The organism is Allobosea sp. OAE752 (genome assembly GCF_050433265.1).
Classification (GTDB): Bacteria; Pseudomonadota; Alphaproteobacteria; order Rhizobiales; family Beijerinckiaceae; genus Allobosea; species Allobosea spartocytisi.
The window spans coordinates 773,305-785,963 of record NZ_JBNPXO010000001.1 but is presented as its reverse complement, the minus strand read 5'-3'; the positions used below and the strand labels follow the sequence as shown (position 1 = coordinate 785,963).

Here is a 12,659-nt window from a genome sequence, read left to right as displayed (position 1 = left end):
CTGACCAAGTTCCTTTCAGGGCGGGCGCATCGTGCCCGCCCTTTTCTGTCCGAGTGGGGAGACGGCATCCGGTGAACATTCATGCGCGCCAGCCCGGGCTGGCCGAGCCCGTCGAATCCTTCCGGCTCGGCAACGGCCTCGACGTCGTGGTCGTGACGGATCGGCGCGCGCCGGTGGTCACCCATATGGTCTGGTACCGCAATGGCTCGGCCGATGATCCGGCGGGCAAGTCCGGCATCGCGCATTTCCTCGAGCATCTGATGTTCAAGGGCACGCAGCGCTGGCCGGCGGGCGAGTTCTCCAAGATCGTCGCTGGCTTTGGCGGCCAGGAGAACGCCTTCACCTCCTACGACTACACCGCCTATTTCCAGCGCGTGCCGAAGGAGCATCTGCGCGCGATGATGGATTACGAGGCCGACCGCATGACCGGTCTCTCCTTCGACGAGAGCGTGGTGGCGCCCGAGCGCGACGTGGTGCTGGAAGAGCGGCGCATGCGTGTCGATTCCGACCCCGCCGCCCAGCTCGGCGAGGAATTCTCGGCCTCGCTCTTCTTCCATCATCCCTATGGCACGCCGATCATCGGCTGGGAGCACGAGATCGAGCGGCTGAACCGCGACGACGCCTTCGCCTATTACCAGCGCTTCTATACGCCCGAGAACGCGATCCTCGTCGTCGCCGGCGATACCGACGCCGCCGAGGTGCGCCGCCTCGCGGAGGAGACCTATGGCAGGATCGCCGCGCGGGGCGCTGCCCCCGTGCGTGAGCGCCCGATCGAGCCCGATCCGCGCGCCTCGCGCCGCGTCCAGCTCAACGATCCGCGCGTGCAGCAGCCCTCCCTGCGCCGCGGCTGGCTGACGCCCACCTATACCAGCGGCAATGCCGAGGAGGTCTTCGCGCTCGAGCTCGTCGCCGAGATCCTGGGCGGGGGCACCACCTCGCGGCTTTATCGCAGGCTCTGCGTCGAGGAGGAGCTGGCGGCCGGCGCCAGCGCCTATTTCATGGGCTCGATGGTCGACCGCGCCGCCTTCCAGCTCTCGGTGAGCCCGCGCCCGGGCGTCGCGATGGCGGTGCTGGAGGCCGGGCTCGACACCGCGCTCGCGGCCTTCCTCGCCGACGGTCCGAGCGAGCTGGAGCTTGCCCGCGCCCGCACGCGCCTCGTCGCCGAGACGGTCTTCGCCCGCGACAACCAGGCTTCGCTCGCCCGGATCTTCGGCTCGGCGCTGGCGGTCGGCGAGACCGTCGCCGATGTGCTCGCCTGGCCGCAGCGCATCGAGGCGGTGCCGCGCGAGGCGGTCGTCGAGGCGGCGCGCCGCTATCTCAGGCCCGACCGCAGCGTCACCGGCCTGCTGCTGCCGGCCTGACGTCGCTCCTCCGATGCCGAGAAGGGTGGGGCTTCGAGCCCTGCCGACAGGAAACGCCATGAACGCGCCCATTCCGACTCCGAAGCTCAACACCGCCGGCCCCGCCATCGACGTCAAGACCGTGCGCTCGCCCGGTGGCGTCGAAGCCTGGCTGGTCGAGGAACACAGCCTCCCGCTGATCGCCATCGATTTCGCCTTCGACGGCAGCTCGTCGCGCGACCCGGCCGATGCCGCCGGCGGCGCCTATCTGGTCTCCGGCCTGCTCGACGAGGGCGCCGGCGATCTCGATGCCGAGGCCTTCCAGGGCCGCATGGCCGATCATGCGATCAATCTCGGCTTCGACGCCCGCCGCGACGATTTCCACGGCTATCTCCAGACGCTCTCCAGCCATCGCGAGACCGCCTTCGAGCTGCTCGGCCTCGCGCTCAACAAGCCGCGCTTCGATCCCGATGCGGTTGCCCGCGTCAAGGCGCAGGTCATCGCCGGCCTGCAGCGCCAGGCGCAGAATCCGGAATCGCTCTGCCGCAACGCGCTCTATGCGGCGGCCTTCCCCGGCCATGCCTATGGCCGCCCGGAGAAGGGCGACATCGACAGCGTCTCACGGCTGGAGGCCCCGGCGCTGCATGCCCTGACCCCGACGCTTCTCGACCGGAGCGGACTCAGGATCGTCGTCGTCGGCGATATCGGCGCCGATGAGCTTGCCGGGCGGCTCGACGCGCTGTTCGGTGCGTTGCCGAAGGGCGAGCCGCGCCCGGAGATCGCGCAGCCGCTGCCGATCCAGGGCCTCGGCCAGACCCATGTCATCGACCTCGACGTGCCGCAGACCGTGCTGCGCTTCGTCGGACCCGGCCTGATGTGGCACGATCCCGACTTTGTCTCCGCGAGCGTGCTCAACCACATCCTCGGCGGCTCGGCCTTCACCTCGCGCCTGTTCATGGAGGTGCGCGAAAAGCGTGGCCTCGCCTATGGCGTCTCCTCGAGCCTTCTGCCGCTGCGCGAGAGCGCCATGCTGGTCGGCGGGACCGCGACCCGCAACGACCGCGCGGCCGAGTCGATGACCGTGATCCGCGAGGAGATGCTGAAGCTCGCGACCGAAGGACCGACGGAGCACGAGGTCGAGGAGGCCAAGCGCTACATCATCGGCTCCTATCCGCTGCGCTTCGACACCTCGCCCAAGATCGCCGGCGAGTTGCTGAATCTGGCCCTGCGCGGCGACACGCCGGAATTCCTCGCGACCCGCAACGAGCGCTTCGCCGCCGTCACCCTCGCCGATGTGAAGCGGGTGGCGCAGCGCCTGTTCGGCCATCCGGATCTGCTGGTCCAGGCGGTCGGGCGGCCGGTCGGGCTCGCCTGAGCGGTCCGTTCGGCGCTAGACTGCGGCAGAGCTGGAATCGCCTGCAAATCATGACCGTTCGCCGCCTCGACCCTGTTCTCGTCGACCGCATCGCCGCCGGCGAGGTGATCGAGCGCCCGGCTGCGGCCGTGAAGGAGCTGGTCGAAAACGCCATCGACGCCGGCGCGCGCTCGGTCGCCGTCACCATCGCCGGCGGCGGGCGCGAATTGATCCGCGTCGTCGATGACGGCGCCGGCATGACGCCCGACGACCTCGCGCTCGCCGTCGAGCGCCACGCCACCTCGAAACTGCCGGATGGCGACCTCTTCGCGATTCGCTCGCTTGGCTTCCGGGGCGAGGCCTTGCCCTCGATCGGCTCGGTCGCGCGGCTCTCCATCGCGACCCGCCGCCACGATGCCCCGCAAGGCGCGGGCCTCGTCGTCGAGGCCGGCGAGAAGGGCGTGGTCCGTCCCGTCGCGGCCGCGCCCGGCACGCGCATCGAGGTCAGCGACCTCTTCATCTTCACCCCCGCACGGCTCAAATTCCTGAAGAGCGACCGGGCCGAGGCGCAGGCCGTCTCCGAGATGCTGCGGCGCCTCGCCATCGCCCATCCCGAGATCCGCTTCTCGCTCGAAGGCGAGCATGCCGGGAATTTCGACTGGCCGGCGGAAGCCATCGGCGAGGAGGGTTTGCTGCGCCGCCTCGGCCGCGCGCTCGGCCGCGACTTTCCGGAAAACGCCTTGCGCATCGAAGCCGAGCGCGAAGGCTTCGGCATCAGCGGCTTCGCCGGCTTGCCGACCTTCCACCGCGGCACCTCGGCCGGCGTGCACCTCTCCGTCAACGGCCGGCCGGTGCGCGACAAGCTCCTGCTCTCGGCGGTGCGCGGCGCCTATGCCGACGTCGTCCCCTCCGACCGCCACCCGGTGCTCTTCCTCGATATCGGCTGCGATCCGCGCTCGGTCGACGTCAACGTCCACCCGGCCAAGACCGAGGTGCGCTTCCGCGATCCCGCCCTGGTGCGCGGCCTCGTCGTCTCGGGGCTGAAGGCCGCGCTCGCCGCCGCCGGCCACCGCGCCACCACGACCGGCGGCGCCCGCACGCTCGACGCTTTCCGCGCGGTGCTCTCGATGGGTGGCAGCGGCAACGCCATCCCGCGCCCGGCCTTCCCGGAGACATCCGGCTGGAGCGCGCCGCAGCCGACATCGTTTTCAGCCCCGCAAGCCGGCTTCGCCGATTTCGCCGCGGCCTCGGCCGATGCCCGCGCGCATCTGGCCGAACCCTCGGCGGATGCGCTCGACCGGCCGCTCGGAGCGGCGCGGGCCCAGCTTCACGAAACCTATATCGTCGCCCAGACCCGCGAGGGCGTCGTCATCGTCGACCAGCACGCGGCCCATGAGCGGCTGGTCTATGAGCGGCTCAAGGCCGAGCGCGCCCGCTCCGGCATCGCCCGCCAGCCCCTGCTGCTGCCGGAGGTGGTCGAGCTCGACCCGGTCGATGCCGACCGCCTCAACACGGCGGCTGGCGAGCTCGAAGGCCTCGGCCTCGTCATCGAGCCCTTTGGCCCCGGCGCGGTGCTGGTCCGCGAGGCTCCCAGCCAGCTCGCCGGCGGCAATCTCCAGCGCCTCGTCCGCGATGTCGCCGACGCGCTGGCCGAGCACGGCACGGCCGGTTCGCTCGAAAGACGGCTCGACCATGTGCTGGCGACGATGGCCTGCCACAACTCCGTCCGCGCCGGCCGGCGCATGCGCCCCGAGGAAATGGACGCGCTGCTGCGCGAGATGGAAATCACGCCCAATTCCGGCCAGTGCAATCACGGCCGGCCGACCTATGTCGAGCTCAAGCTGGCGGATATCGAGCGGCTGTTCGGACGGCGGTAGCGCCGTTGTAAATATGATGATATCAACCTTTCGCGCTTCTCATGGAACGCTGCGGGCGATTGCGCATTCCATGAGCATGCTGAGGGAGGCCGAACGCCACCCCGGCCGTGGACGGCCGGAACCGAATCGAACGCGAAGGGACGAACCATGGCCATCGCCAAGAACACGATCTGCGTCTGGTACGAGAAGGATGCCGAAGCCGCGGCGCGCTTCTACGCCGAGACCTTTCCCGACAGCGCCGTGCAGGCCGTGCATCGTGCGCCGACGGATTTCCCCTCCGGCAAGGCGGGCGACGTGCTGGTCGTCCATTTCACCGTCGCGGGCATCCCCTGCATCGGGCTCAATGGCGGGCCGGCCTTCAAGCAGAGCGAGGCCTTCTCCTTCCAGATCGCGACGGACGACCAGGCCGAGACCGACCGCTACTGGAACGCCATCGTCGGCAATGGCGGCCAGGAGAGCGCCTGCGGCTGGTGCAAGGACAAATGGGGCGTCAACTGGCAGATCACGCCGCGCGTGCTGACCGAGGCCATGGCGGCCGGCGGCGAGGAAGCCAAGCGCGCCTTCACCGCGATGATGGACATGCGCAAGATCGACGTGGCGGCGATCGAGGCGGCAAGGCGGGGGTGAGGGTCAGGTCGGGCGGTAGAAGCCGCGGTCGAGATTCCAAAGTGTCATGCCGGCGTCGCCGGCCTGCGGAAACCATTGCTCGTCGACGATGGCTTCAAGCTCACGTCGCGCGGCTAGGTAATCCACGGCGAGATTGGCACGTGCGGCAGCCAAGCGAACCTGCATGTTGGGGTGGCCGAACAGCTTCATGAGGATGCGCCTTTGGTCACCCGGGCGAGACTTGAGCTCGTTTTCCATGGCAAAAGTACTTGTGATCAGGCGGTTGGCTCGCGCGTTCTCGTTGCCTTCGATGGCGTCATATTGCTCGATGCAGAGCTGCTCGAAGAGTTGAAGGATTTCTGCATTCGACAGCGACTTGAGATCGTGCTTTCGGCTCATTTCAGCACCTTGAACTGCCGTAGCGCTTGGTGACCCACCCGGACATGCTCGGACCAATCTCGACCAAGAAGGTAGTCACGCGGCGCTTGCATCCCGAATTCCAGATTGGGGCGACTGTACCATCCCGTGATCTCATGATGCTTGTATCGCGGAATACTGACAACGTTGTCGACGCCGTCGATGCCGGAGCGCGGAAAACCTTCGCGTCCGCCCGCGCCTTGCTCGACGATATGATGGTCGTCATAGCCTGGTCGCTTCTTACCGGCCTGTTCCTTGAGCTCTTCAAGCGATTTCGGCTGGTCCTGGTAGGAGCGGATCGAGGGCCACTCCGTATAGAGCCAGTGCCCTGCTTCGATCGCCGTGACGACGGCGCCGATCGGGCCGGCGCGTCTCAGCGCCTGGCGCGCGATTGCCTTGGCCAGCGCCTTGGCGGCCTTGATCTTCGGTGACCGATCTTTCGTTGGGTCCTTGGGCGGATCGAGCGACGGGCCGCCATTGTCGCCGATGCCGGGCTGCCGGCTCTGTGCGTAGCCCTCGACATACCTCCATCGTCCGCTGTCGCGCCCATTGCCACCGGGAACGCGGGGCTGATCTTCGTTGAAGCCCGCCTTTCCGACGAGCGTTCCCAGCCGTGCGAGCGCACGTATCATGCGCTCACCGGCGAGATTGCTGGCGATCCTGCTTTGGCGCAGCCGAGCGGCTCGCGCCCGGTCTTGTATCGATGAGAGAAGGGGCATCCGTGCGTGTGATCTCCGCGACGGATACGGAGCTTAAGCACGTCAGCGGGGCCGGGGATAAAGTCGCCGCCAATCCCCGCTCAGCGCTTCGCGCGGGTTACAAGGCCCGGAGCATCACCACCTGCGTCTCGCCATAGGCTCGCCGCTCCAGCTCTTCGAAACCCTCCGGCAAGACAAGCTCGGCATCCGCGGCCTCTTCCAGCACGACGAGCGCGTCCTTTTCCAGCCAGCCGCCATCGCGGGCCGAGGCCAGCGCCTTCTCGCCCAGCCCCTTGCGATAGGGCGGGTCGCAGAAGACGAGGCCGAAGGGCACCATGCCGGTGATCGGCCCGAGCTTCGTCGCATCGCGGCGGAAGATCCGGCTGAAGCCGGCCAGCCCCAGCGCCATCTGGTTTTCGCGGATCAGGCCGCGCGCTTCGGTGCCGTCATCGACCAGCAGCGCGAAGCCCGCCCCGCGCGAGAGCGCCTCGAAGCCAAGCGCGCCCGTGCCGGCGAAGAGGTCGAGCACGCGCGCACCCTCGACCGCCTCGTCATAGGCATGGACGAGCACGTTGAAGAGGGATTCGCGTAGGCGGTCCGAGGTCGGCCTGATGCTGCCGATCCCCGGTTTCGGGCCGGCCAATGGCCGGCCGCCGAGACGTCCGCCGACGATCCGCATCGCTTAGTCGCGCTTGCCTCGCGGGCCGCCGGGACGCGGGCCCTTGCCGCCGCCAGGACGTCCGCCGCCGCCCGGCTTGCTGCCGAACGGGCGTGCGCCGAACGGCTTGCCGCCGCCGCGCTCGCCGCTGCTGCGCCCGGCCGGGCGTTCGGAGGAGCGGGCGCCGAAGCTCTTCTCGCCGCCACCGGGCCTGTCGCCGAAGCTGCGGCCGCGCGGCTTGTCGCCGGCCGGCCGTTCGCTGAAGCGGCGGGCAGGGCGCTCAGTGCCGTCACGCGGCGCGCGCTCGGGGCGTTCGCCGCGCGGCGCGCGGTCCTGCCAGGGGCGCTCATCGGAGCGGTCGCGTCCGCCGGCATCCTCGCGCGGGCGCCGCGCCGGCCTGTCGCCGCCGCTGCGCTCGAAGGAGCGCGGCGCGCGATCCTCGCTGCCGCGCTCGTTGCGGGGCTTGCGGTCCGGCCTGCGCCGGCTCTCCGGTTGAGCGGTTTCCTCGCGCGGTGCGGCGCTGATGCGCTCGACCAGCACGCGCCGGCCCTTGGGGTCGGCGATCGCCTTGTCGCGCTTGCGAGCGACCGTGCCGGTCGCCTCGCGGGTCTCGCGTTCCAGCTTCGGATCGGCGCCGCGCCGGGGCGGCGCCTTGCGCTCGCGCTGCGGCGCGGCCTCGGCGTCGCGCCAGACGGTTCGGGTCCAGGGCTTGTCGCCGCGCGGGAGCTGGCGTGGGCTCTCGTCGTCGCGGCGGGCTTCGTCGCGGCGTCGACGGGGACGATCGTCCCCGGCCGGGGCGCGGGGCGGGGCGGTCGGCAGCATGTCGCGGCGCGGCGCCTCGAAATCGGCGCCGGCCTTGGCCGCGAGCTCGATCCCGAGCTGGTCCTGCAGCACGCGCGAGCGGATTTCCTCGACCTCGCCTTCCGCGATCTCGCCGAGCTGGAAGGGCCCGAAGGAGATGCGGATCAGCCGGTTCACCGCGAGCCCGAGATGCTCGAGCACGGTCTTGACCTCGCGGTTCTTGCCCTCGCGCAGATCGACGGTCAGCCAGGTGTTGAAGCCCTGCTGGCGCTCGAAGCGGGCGATCACCGGCCCATAATGGATGCCGTCGATCTCGACGCCGTCCCGAACCGTGTCGAGCTTGTCCTGCGTGACTTCGCCGAAGGCGCGCACGCGATAGCGCCGGAGCCAGCCGGTCTCGGGCAGCTCCAGCACCCGTGCCAGCCCGCCATCATTGGTGAGCAGCAGGAGCCCTTCGGTGTTGATGTCGAGCCGGCCGATCGAGAGCACGCGCGGCAGGTCTTCCGGCAGCGCCTCGAACACGGTCGGGCGGCCTTCCGGGTCGAAGTTGGTGGTCACGAGGCCGCGCGGCTTGTGGTAGAGCCAGAGCCGGGTGCGCTCGCGCGCCGGCAGCGGCTCGCCATCGACCAGCACGACGTCGGTCGGCTTGACGTCGAGGGCGGGGCTTTCCAGCACCGTGCCGTTCACGCTGACGCGGCCCTCGGCGATCATCGCCTCGCTGTCGCGCCGCGAAGCGACGCCGGCGCGCGCCATCACCTTGGCGATCCGCTCCGGCTCCTGCGCCGCGATCAGCTTGCCTTCCGTGGGCGCCTCCTCGCGCGGGCGGCGTGGCCGGTCCTCGCGATGGGGCTCGCGCTCTGCCCGTTGCGGGCGCGGACGCTCGAAGCGCCTTTCGCCGTCGCCGGTCTCGTTGCGGCGCGGCGGGCGGCCGAACCCGCCCCGTGCCGGACGCTCCGCCCGGTCTCCCGCCTCGCCGCGCGCGCGGAAGGGGCGTTCGGCGTGACGTTCGCCGTCGCGCTCGCTGCGACGGGGGCGATCCTCGCCGGTGCGTTCGCGGAAGGGGCGGGCCCCACCCTCGGGCCTGAACCGCGCCGGCCTGTCGCCTGCGGGGCGCTCGGCGCGCGGAGCGCGACCCTCGGCCGGCTTGTCGAAGCGGCGGGCAGGGCGCTCAGCCCCCTCCGAATGGCCGCGGAACGAGCGGCGCTCGCCGGCTTCGCCAAAGTTCTTGCGCTCGGCGCCGTCGCGGGCCGGCGCGCGACCCTCGCCGCTGCGGCCAGCCGGGCTCCTGCTTCCCGGGCCCTTGCCACCGAAGCTCTTGCCGCCGAAACCTTTGCCACCGAAACCTTTGCCGTCGCCACGGCCGCCGGCTCCGCCGCCCTTGCGGGGGCCGCGGCCTCTGCTGTTGTCGTCGTCTTTCATGACTGCTCCTGAGCCCGGCCTTTGCACATCCGCTTTGCGGGAAGGGCCTGGCTCGCTTATTCGCTATGACCGGCGCTTGTAGCAGAGGCTTTTCCTCGCCGCGAGCGCCAAAGCTGGGGTTTTTCGATGTCTCTGTCGCAAGCACCTTCCGTGACCGATGCCATGGCGCTGGCCTTCGACGAGGCGCGCGCGGCCGCCGCGCGTGGCGAGGTGCCGGTCGGCGCGGTGGTGATGCGCGACGGCGCGGTGCTGGCCCGCGCCGGCAACCGCACGCTGGAGCTGAAGGACCCCACCGCCCATGCCGAGATGCTGGCGCTCAGGCTGGCTTGCGAAGCGATCGGCAGCGAGCGTCTGATCGGCTGCGATCTCTACGTCACGCTCGAACCTTGCCCGATGTGCGCGGCGGCGATCTCGTTTGCCCGCATCCGGCGGCTTTATTTCGGGGCGGCTGATCCCAAGGGCGGGGCCGTCGAGAACGGCGTCAGGCTCTATGAGAGCCCGACCTGCCACCATCAGCCCGAAATCTATGGCGGCCTGCGCGAGAGCGAGGCGGCGGCGCTGCTGCGGGAGTTCTTCCGCGAGCGGCGGTAGGGCTTGGGAACAGCCCAGCCCTCATCCTGAGGAGCCGCGTCAGCGGCGTCGCGAAGGATGCGGGCTATGGGATGGCTGAACGCCGCTCAGGTATCGGACGAGGTGATGCCGAACTTCTGGGCGAGCTGGGTGCGGTCCATGCAGGAGACGTCATAGGTCACCTGCCGCCCCTTGAACTCGGGGCGCTTGCCGAATTCCTTGGTCATGGTGCGCGTGATGTCGTCGATGCGCGCCTCGCAGGCCTGCGCGGTGGTGAAGTCCATCTCGCTGATGCGTGAGGTGGTGCAGTGCGGCTCTCCCGAGACGCAGGCCATGATGACCATGGTGAAGGCATCCATAGCGGGGCATGCTCCTGTCGCTTCGGGTTGAGGCTGCGCTGATAGGGTTAGCGAGCGGTTAACGGCAGGCGAAGCGGCAGGGACAGCCAAGCAAGATCCGCGCCGTCAGGCAAGACTGCGCCAGCAGAGATAGGCGCCCAGCGCCAGCAAACCTGTGAAGAAGCAGATCTTGAAGGTCGCGGGCGAGATGCGGTTGCGGATGAACTGGCCGGCGCCCATGCCGAGCAGGGCCGGCAGCAGGGCCAGTAGCGATTGCCAGGCGACGGTGCCGTTGAGCGCGCCGGCCCCGATCAGCCCGAAGGAGAGCGCCAGCGTCGAGACGATGAAGGAGATGCCGAGCGCCTGCACCAGCTCGTCCTTGTCGAAGCCGAGCGCCTGCAGATAGGGCACGGCCGGCAAAACGAAGACGCCGGTCGCGGCCGTGACGACGCCGGTGACGAAGCCGATGACCGGCCCGAGCCAGACCTCCCAGCCGGGCGGCACCCGCAGCTTCGCCGCCTTGAGGCCGACCAGTGCGTAGAGAATCAGCGCCGCGCCGAGCCAGAGCGTCGCGCTGCCGTCCTTCTGCTGCTGCAGCAGGCCGGCGCCGGCCCAGGTGCCGAGGCAGATGGTGGCGAGCATCGGCCAGAGCCTGCGCAGCGTCTTGACGAGCTTCGGCCCGGTCGCGATCTGCCAGCCATTGGTGACGAGATTGGGGACGACCAGCAGCGCGGCGGCCTGGGCCGGAGCCATGACGACGCCGAGAATGCCGACCGCGATGGTCGGCAGCCCCAGCCCGATTACGCCCTTGACGAAGCCGGCGAGCACGAAGGTCGCGGTGACGAAGAGGAGGAGAGCCGTGTTGTCCATGTCCCGCTTCTGGCATTCCGAGGCAGGTCTGTCTCGGATCGATACTACGGCCCTGACCGTAGCGTCCTGGCTTGCGGCAGCGCGCGAACGGCGCATCATGGTGCCATGAGCACGCCAAATGCCTACTCTGGTCCCTATCTCGCGGAGATCGCCCATCTGATGGGCGACCCGGCCCGCGCCAACATGCTGCACGCGCTGATGGATGGCCGGGCGCTGACGGCGAAGGAACTCGCCTGGCTCGCCGGCGTCGCGCCGCAGACGGCGAGCGGCCATCTCGCCAAGCTGATGCAGGGCGGTCTGCTCGCCGTCACCGCACAGGGGCGCCATCGCTATTACCGCCTTGCCGGGCCGGAGGTCGCGACGGCGCTGGAAGGGCTGATGGTGCTGGCGAATATGGAAGGAACGACGCGCCGCCTGCCGTCCCGCGTCGGCGCGGAACTGAGCTTCGCCCGCACCTGCTACGACCATTTCGCCGGCCGGCTCGGCATCGGCATCCACGATGCGCTGATGACGGGGGGCCATCTCGCTGCCAGCGAGGGAGGCTATGCGCTGACAGCCTCGGGCAAGGCGGTCTTCGCCCGGCTCGGCGTCGAGCCCGGCCAGAGCGGCAAGACCCGCCGCGCGGCGCTTCGCCCCTGCCTCGACTGGAGCGAGCGCCGGCCGCATCTCGCCGGCCATCTCGCCGCTGCGCTGGCCTGCCGCTGCTTCGAGATGGGCTGGACGCGCCGCCGCAAGGACAGCCGCGCCGTGACGCTGACGGAGGAGGGGCGCGCGATGCTCGAAGCCGCCTTGCCCGGTTTCCGCTGCGATGCGCCCGAGCCTTCCGTCAGCCCGCTGCGGCGAGAGCCCGTTCCAGCGCTCGCTTGACCTCGTCCTTGACCGGCTCGGCGGCGGCGAGGATCGCCTTCGCCTTGAAGAAGTCGAGCCCGCCGATCCCGTCGAGCCCGCTGCGGATCAGGATGTCCGGCGGCTGCCGCTCGACCATGCGCTGCACCAGCGTGCGGGTCAGGATCTGCGAGGCGCCGACGATCGTCTCCATCGCACCGGGAATGCGGCTGTCGCTCGTGGCAAGCGGCGCCGCGCTGACATCGATCGCCAGCACGATCCGGCCCGGCGCCATCAGGCGCTCATAGGGCAGGGGATTGATCGCCCCGCCATCGATCAGCACATGCCCCCCGAGCGCGACCGGTCGCACCAGCCCGGGAATGGCGAGCGAGGCGGCGACCGCCGGCGTCAGCGGCCCCTCCGACAGCGTCACCTCGACATGGCGGTGGTAGTCGGCCGCCGTCGCGCTGAAGGGGATGGCGAGTTCATCGAAACGGTCGGGAACCGCCTCCGGCCAGAACAGGTCGAGCAGGCGTTCGCCATCGATCAGGGCGGGGTTGCCGAGGCCGCGCACCAGATCGGCGAGCTTGCCGACGCGGGCATCGAGCAGCTTCGCCACGACCCGGGCCCGGTCGCGGAAGCTGCCGAGCACATGCTCGCGCAAGGCGGAGCCCGGGATGCCGGCCGCATAAGCGGCACCGATGATCGCGCCGATCGAGCAGCCGGCGATCAGCGAAGGCTTCACGCCGAGCTCGTCGAGCGCTTCGAGGACCGGAATCTGGCTCAAGCCCCGCGCGCCGCCGGCGCCGAGTACCAGCGCGAATTCGCCGGCAGGCTTCGCGGCTTCGGTTCGATGGGCGGCGTGGCGCGGCGACATCAGCCGAAT

Annotated in this window: 13 protein-coding genes; 6 read left to right on the top strand and 7 right to left on the bottom strand. The window is 70.0% G+C overall.

Translation table 11 applies throughout. From position 1 onward, the window contains the following. Window positions 1–71: 71 nt before the first annotated feature. The 4 genes from GGC47_RS03680 (at window position 72) to GGC47_RS03665 (ending at window position 5,198) form a co-directional block, all read left to right on the top strand. Entirely contained in the window at window positions 72–1,361 is a 1,290-nt protein-coding gene (locus GGC47_RS03680) for a M16 family metallopeptidase (RefSeq protein WP_051987673.1), read from the top strand. 58 nt (window positions 1,362–1,419) lie between these two features. Then, window positions 1,420–2,715, top strand: coding sequence for a M16 family metallopeptidase (locus GGC47_RS03675; protein WP_429066917.1), 1,296 nt, complete (start codon window positions 1,420–1,422; stop codon window positions 2,713–2,715). 50 nt (window positions 2,716–2,765) lie between these two features. Beyond that, window positions 2,766–4,571, top strand: a complete 1,806-nt coding sequence (gene mutL, locus GGC47_RS03670; protein WP_142020111.1) for a DNA mismatch repair endonuclease MutL — start codon at window positions 2,766–2,768, stop codon at window positions 4,569–4,571. Window positions 4,572–4,718: 147 nt separating this feature from the next. Beyond that, a complete protein-coding gene (locus tag GGC47_RS03665) occupies window positions 4,719–5,198 on the top strand; it encodes a VOC family protein (protein WP_038360837.1) in 480 nt (159 codons plus the stop codon). Window positions 5,199–5,201: 3 nt separating this feature from the next. Here GGC47_RS03665 and GGC47_RS03660 read toward each other — a convergent pair whose 3' ends face one another. The 4 genes from GGC47_RS03660 to GGC47_RS03645 form a co-directional block, all read right to left on the bottom strand. Next, entirely contained in the window at window positions 5,202–5,576 is a 375-nt protein-coding gene (locus GGC47_RS03660; protein WP_142020113.1) for a DUF2019 domain-containing protein, read from the bottom strand. Continuing rightward, on the bottom strand, window positions 5,573–6,313 hold the full coding sequence (locus tag GGC47_RS03655) for a hypothetical protein (protein ID WP_429066914.1): 741 nt from the start codon (window positions 6,311–6,313) through the stop codon (window positions 5,573–5,575). Before GGC47_RS03655 ends, GGC47_RS03660 begins: the two co-directional genes overlap by 4 nt. 97 nt (window positions 6,314–6,410) lie before the next feature. Continuing rightward, on the bottom strand, window positions 6,411–6,971 hold the full coding sequence (gene rsmD, locus GGC47_RS03650; protein ID WP_142020116.1) for a 16S rRNA (guanine(966)-N(2))-methyltransferase RsmD: 561 nt from the start codon (window positions 6,969–6,971) through the stop codon (window positions 6,411–6,413). Window positions 6,972–6,974: 3 nt separating this feature from the next. Continuing rightward, the gene (locus tag GGC47_RS03645) at window positions 6,975–9,170 is read right to left on the bottom strand and encodes a pseudouridine synthase (protein WP_142020117.1); all 2,196 of its coding nucleotides are present in this window, start codon (window positions 9,168–9,170) and stop codon (window positions 6,975–6,977) included. A 126-nt stretch (window positions 9,171–9,296) separates the two neighbouring features. Between GGC47_RS03645 and GGC47_RS03640 the strand changes: the two genes are divergently transcribed. Next, window positions 9,297–9,761, top strand: a complete 465-nt coding sequence (locus GGC47_RS03640; protein WP_142020118.1) for a nucleoside deaminase — start codon at window positions 9,297–9,299, stop codon at window positions 9,759–9,761. Between the two features lie 86 nt (window positions 9,762–9,847). Here the strand turns inward: GGC47_RS03640 and GGC47_RS03635 are convergent, their stop codons facing one another. Then, entirely contained in the window at window positions 9,848–10,099 is a 252-nt protein-coding gene (locus tag GGC47_RS03635) for a hypothetical protein (protein WP_038360843.1), read from the bottom strand. A 105-nt stretch (window positions 10,100–10,204) separates the two neighbouring features. Next, window positions 10,205–10,948 carry a sulfite exporter TauE/SafE family protein gene (locus GGC47_RS03630; protein WP_142020119.1) on the bottom strand — a complete coding sequence of 248 codons (744 nt, stop codon included), beginning with the start codon at window positions 10,946–10,948 and terminating at the stop codon, window positions 10,205–10,207. A 105-nt stretch (window positions 10,949–11,053) separates the two neighbouring features. On the opposite strand from GGC47_RS03630, the gene GGC47_RS03625 reads away from it, so the two are divergent. Continuing rightward, window positions 11,054–11,815: an ArsR/SmtB family transcription factor gene (locus tag GGC47_RS03625; protein WP_142020121.1), complete on the top strand. Its 762-nt coding sequence runs from the start codon at window positions 11,054–11,056 to the stop codon at window positions 11,813–11,815. Here GGC47_RS03625 and GGC47_RS03620 read toward each other — a convergent pair. Then, a complete protein-coding gene (locus GGC47_RS03620) occupies window positions 11,775–12,650 on the bottom strand; it encodes a patatin-like phospholipase family protein (RefSeq protein WP_142020123.1) in 876 nt (291 codons plus the stop codon). The two genes, GGC47_RS03625 and GGC47_RS03620, sit on opposite strands and share 41 nt — an antisense overlap. Between the last annotated feature and the right edge of the window lie 9 nt (window positions 12,651–12,659).

Excerpts from the sequence above, each read along its gene's own strand:
- GGC47_RS03675 (WP_429066917.1), top strand. The coding sequence starts at position 1,420 with ATGAACGCGCCCATTCCGACTCCGAAGCTCAACACCGCCGGCCCCGCC.
- mutL (WP_142020111.1), top strand. The coding sequence starts at position 2,766 with ATGACCGTTCGCCGCCTCGACCCTGTTCTCGTCGACCGCATCGCCGCC.
- GGC47_RS03665 (WP_038360837.1), top strand. The coding sequence starts at position 4,719 with ATGGCCATCGCCAAGAACACGATCTGCGTCTGGTACGAGAAGGATGCC.
- GGC47_RS03660 (WP_142020113.1), bottom strand. The coding sequence starts at position 5,576 with ATGAGCCGAAAGCACGATCTCAAGTCGCTGTCGAATGCAGAAATCCTT.
- GGC47_RS03655 (WP_429066914.1), bottom strand. The coding sequence starts at position 6,313 with ATGCCCCTTCTCTCATCGATACAAGACCGGGCGCGAGCCGCTCGGCTG.
- rsmD (WP_142020116.1), bottom strand. The coding sequence starts at position 6,971 with ATGCGGATCGTCGGCGGACGTCTCGGCGGCCGGCCATTGGCCGGCCCG.
- GGC47_RS03645 (WP_142020117.1), bottom strand. The coding sequence starts at position 9,170 with ATGAAAGACGACGACAACAGCAGAGGCCGCGGCCCCCGCAAGGGCGGC.
- GGC47_RS03640 (WP_142020118.1), top strand. The coding sequence starts at position 9,297 with ATGTCTCTGTCGCAAGCACCTTCCGTGACCGATGCCATGGCGCTGGCC.
- GGC47_RS03635 (WP_038360843.1), bottom strand. The coding sequence starts at position 10,099 with ATGGATGCCTTCACCATGGTCATCATGGCCTGCGTCTCGGGAGAGCCG.
- GGC47_RS03630 (WP_142020119.1), bottom strand. The coding sequence starts at position 10,948 with ATGGACAACACGGCTCTCCTCCTCTTCGTCACCGCGACCTTCGTGCTC.
- GGC47_RS03625 (WP_142020121.1), top strand. The coding sequence starts at position 11,054 with ATGAGCACGCCAAATGCCTACTCTGGTCCCTATCTCGCGGAGATCGCC.
- GGC47_RS03620 (WP_142020123.1), bottom strand. The coding sequence starts at position 12,650 with ATGTCGCCGCGCCACGCCGCCCATCGAACCGAAGCCGCGAAGCCTGCC.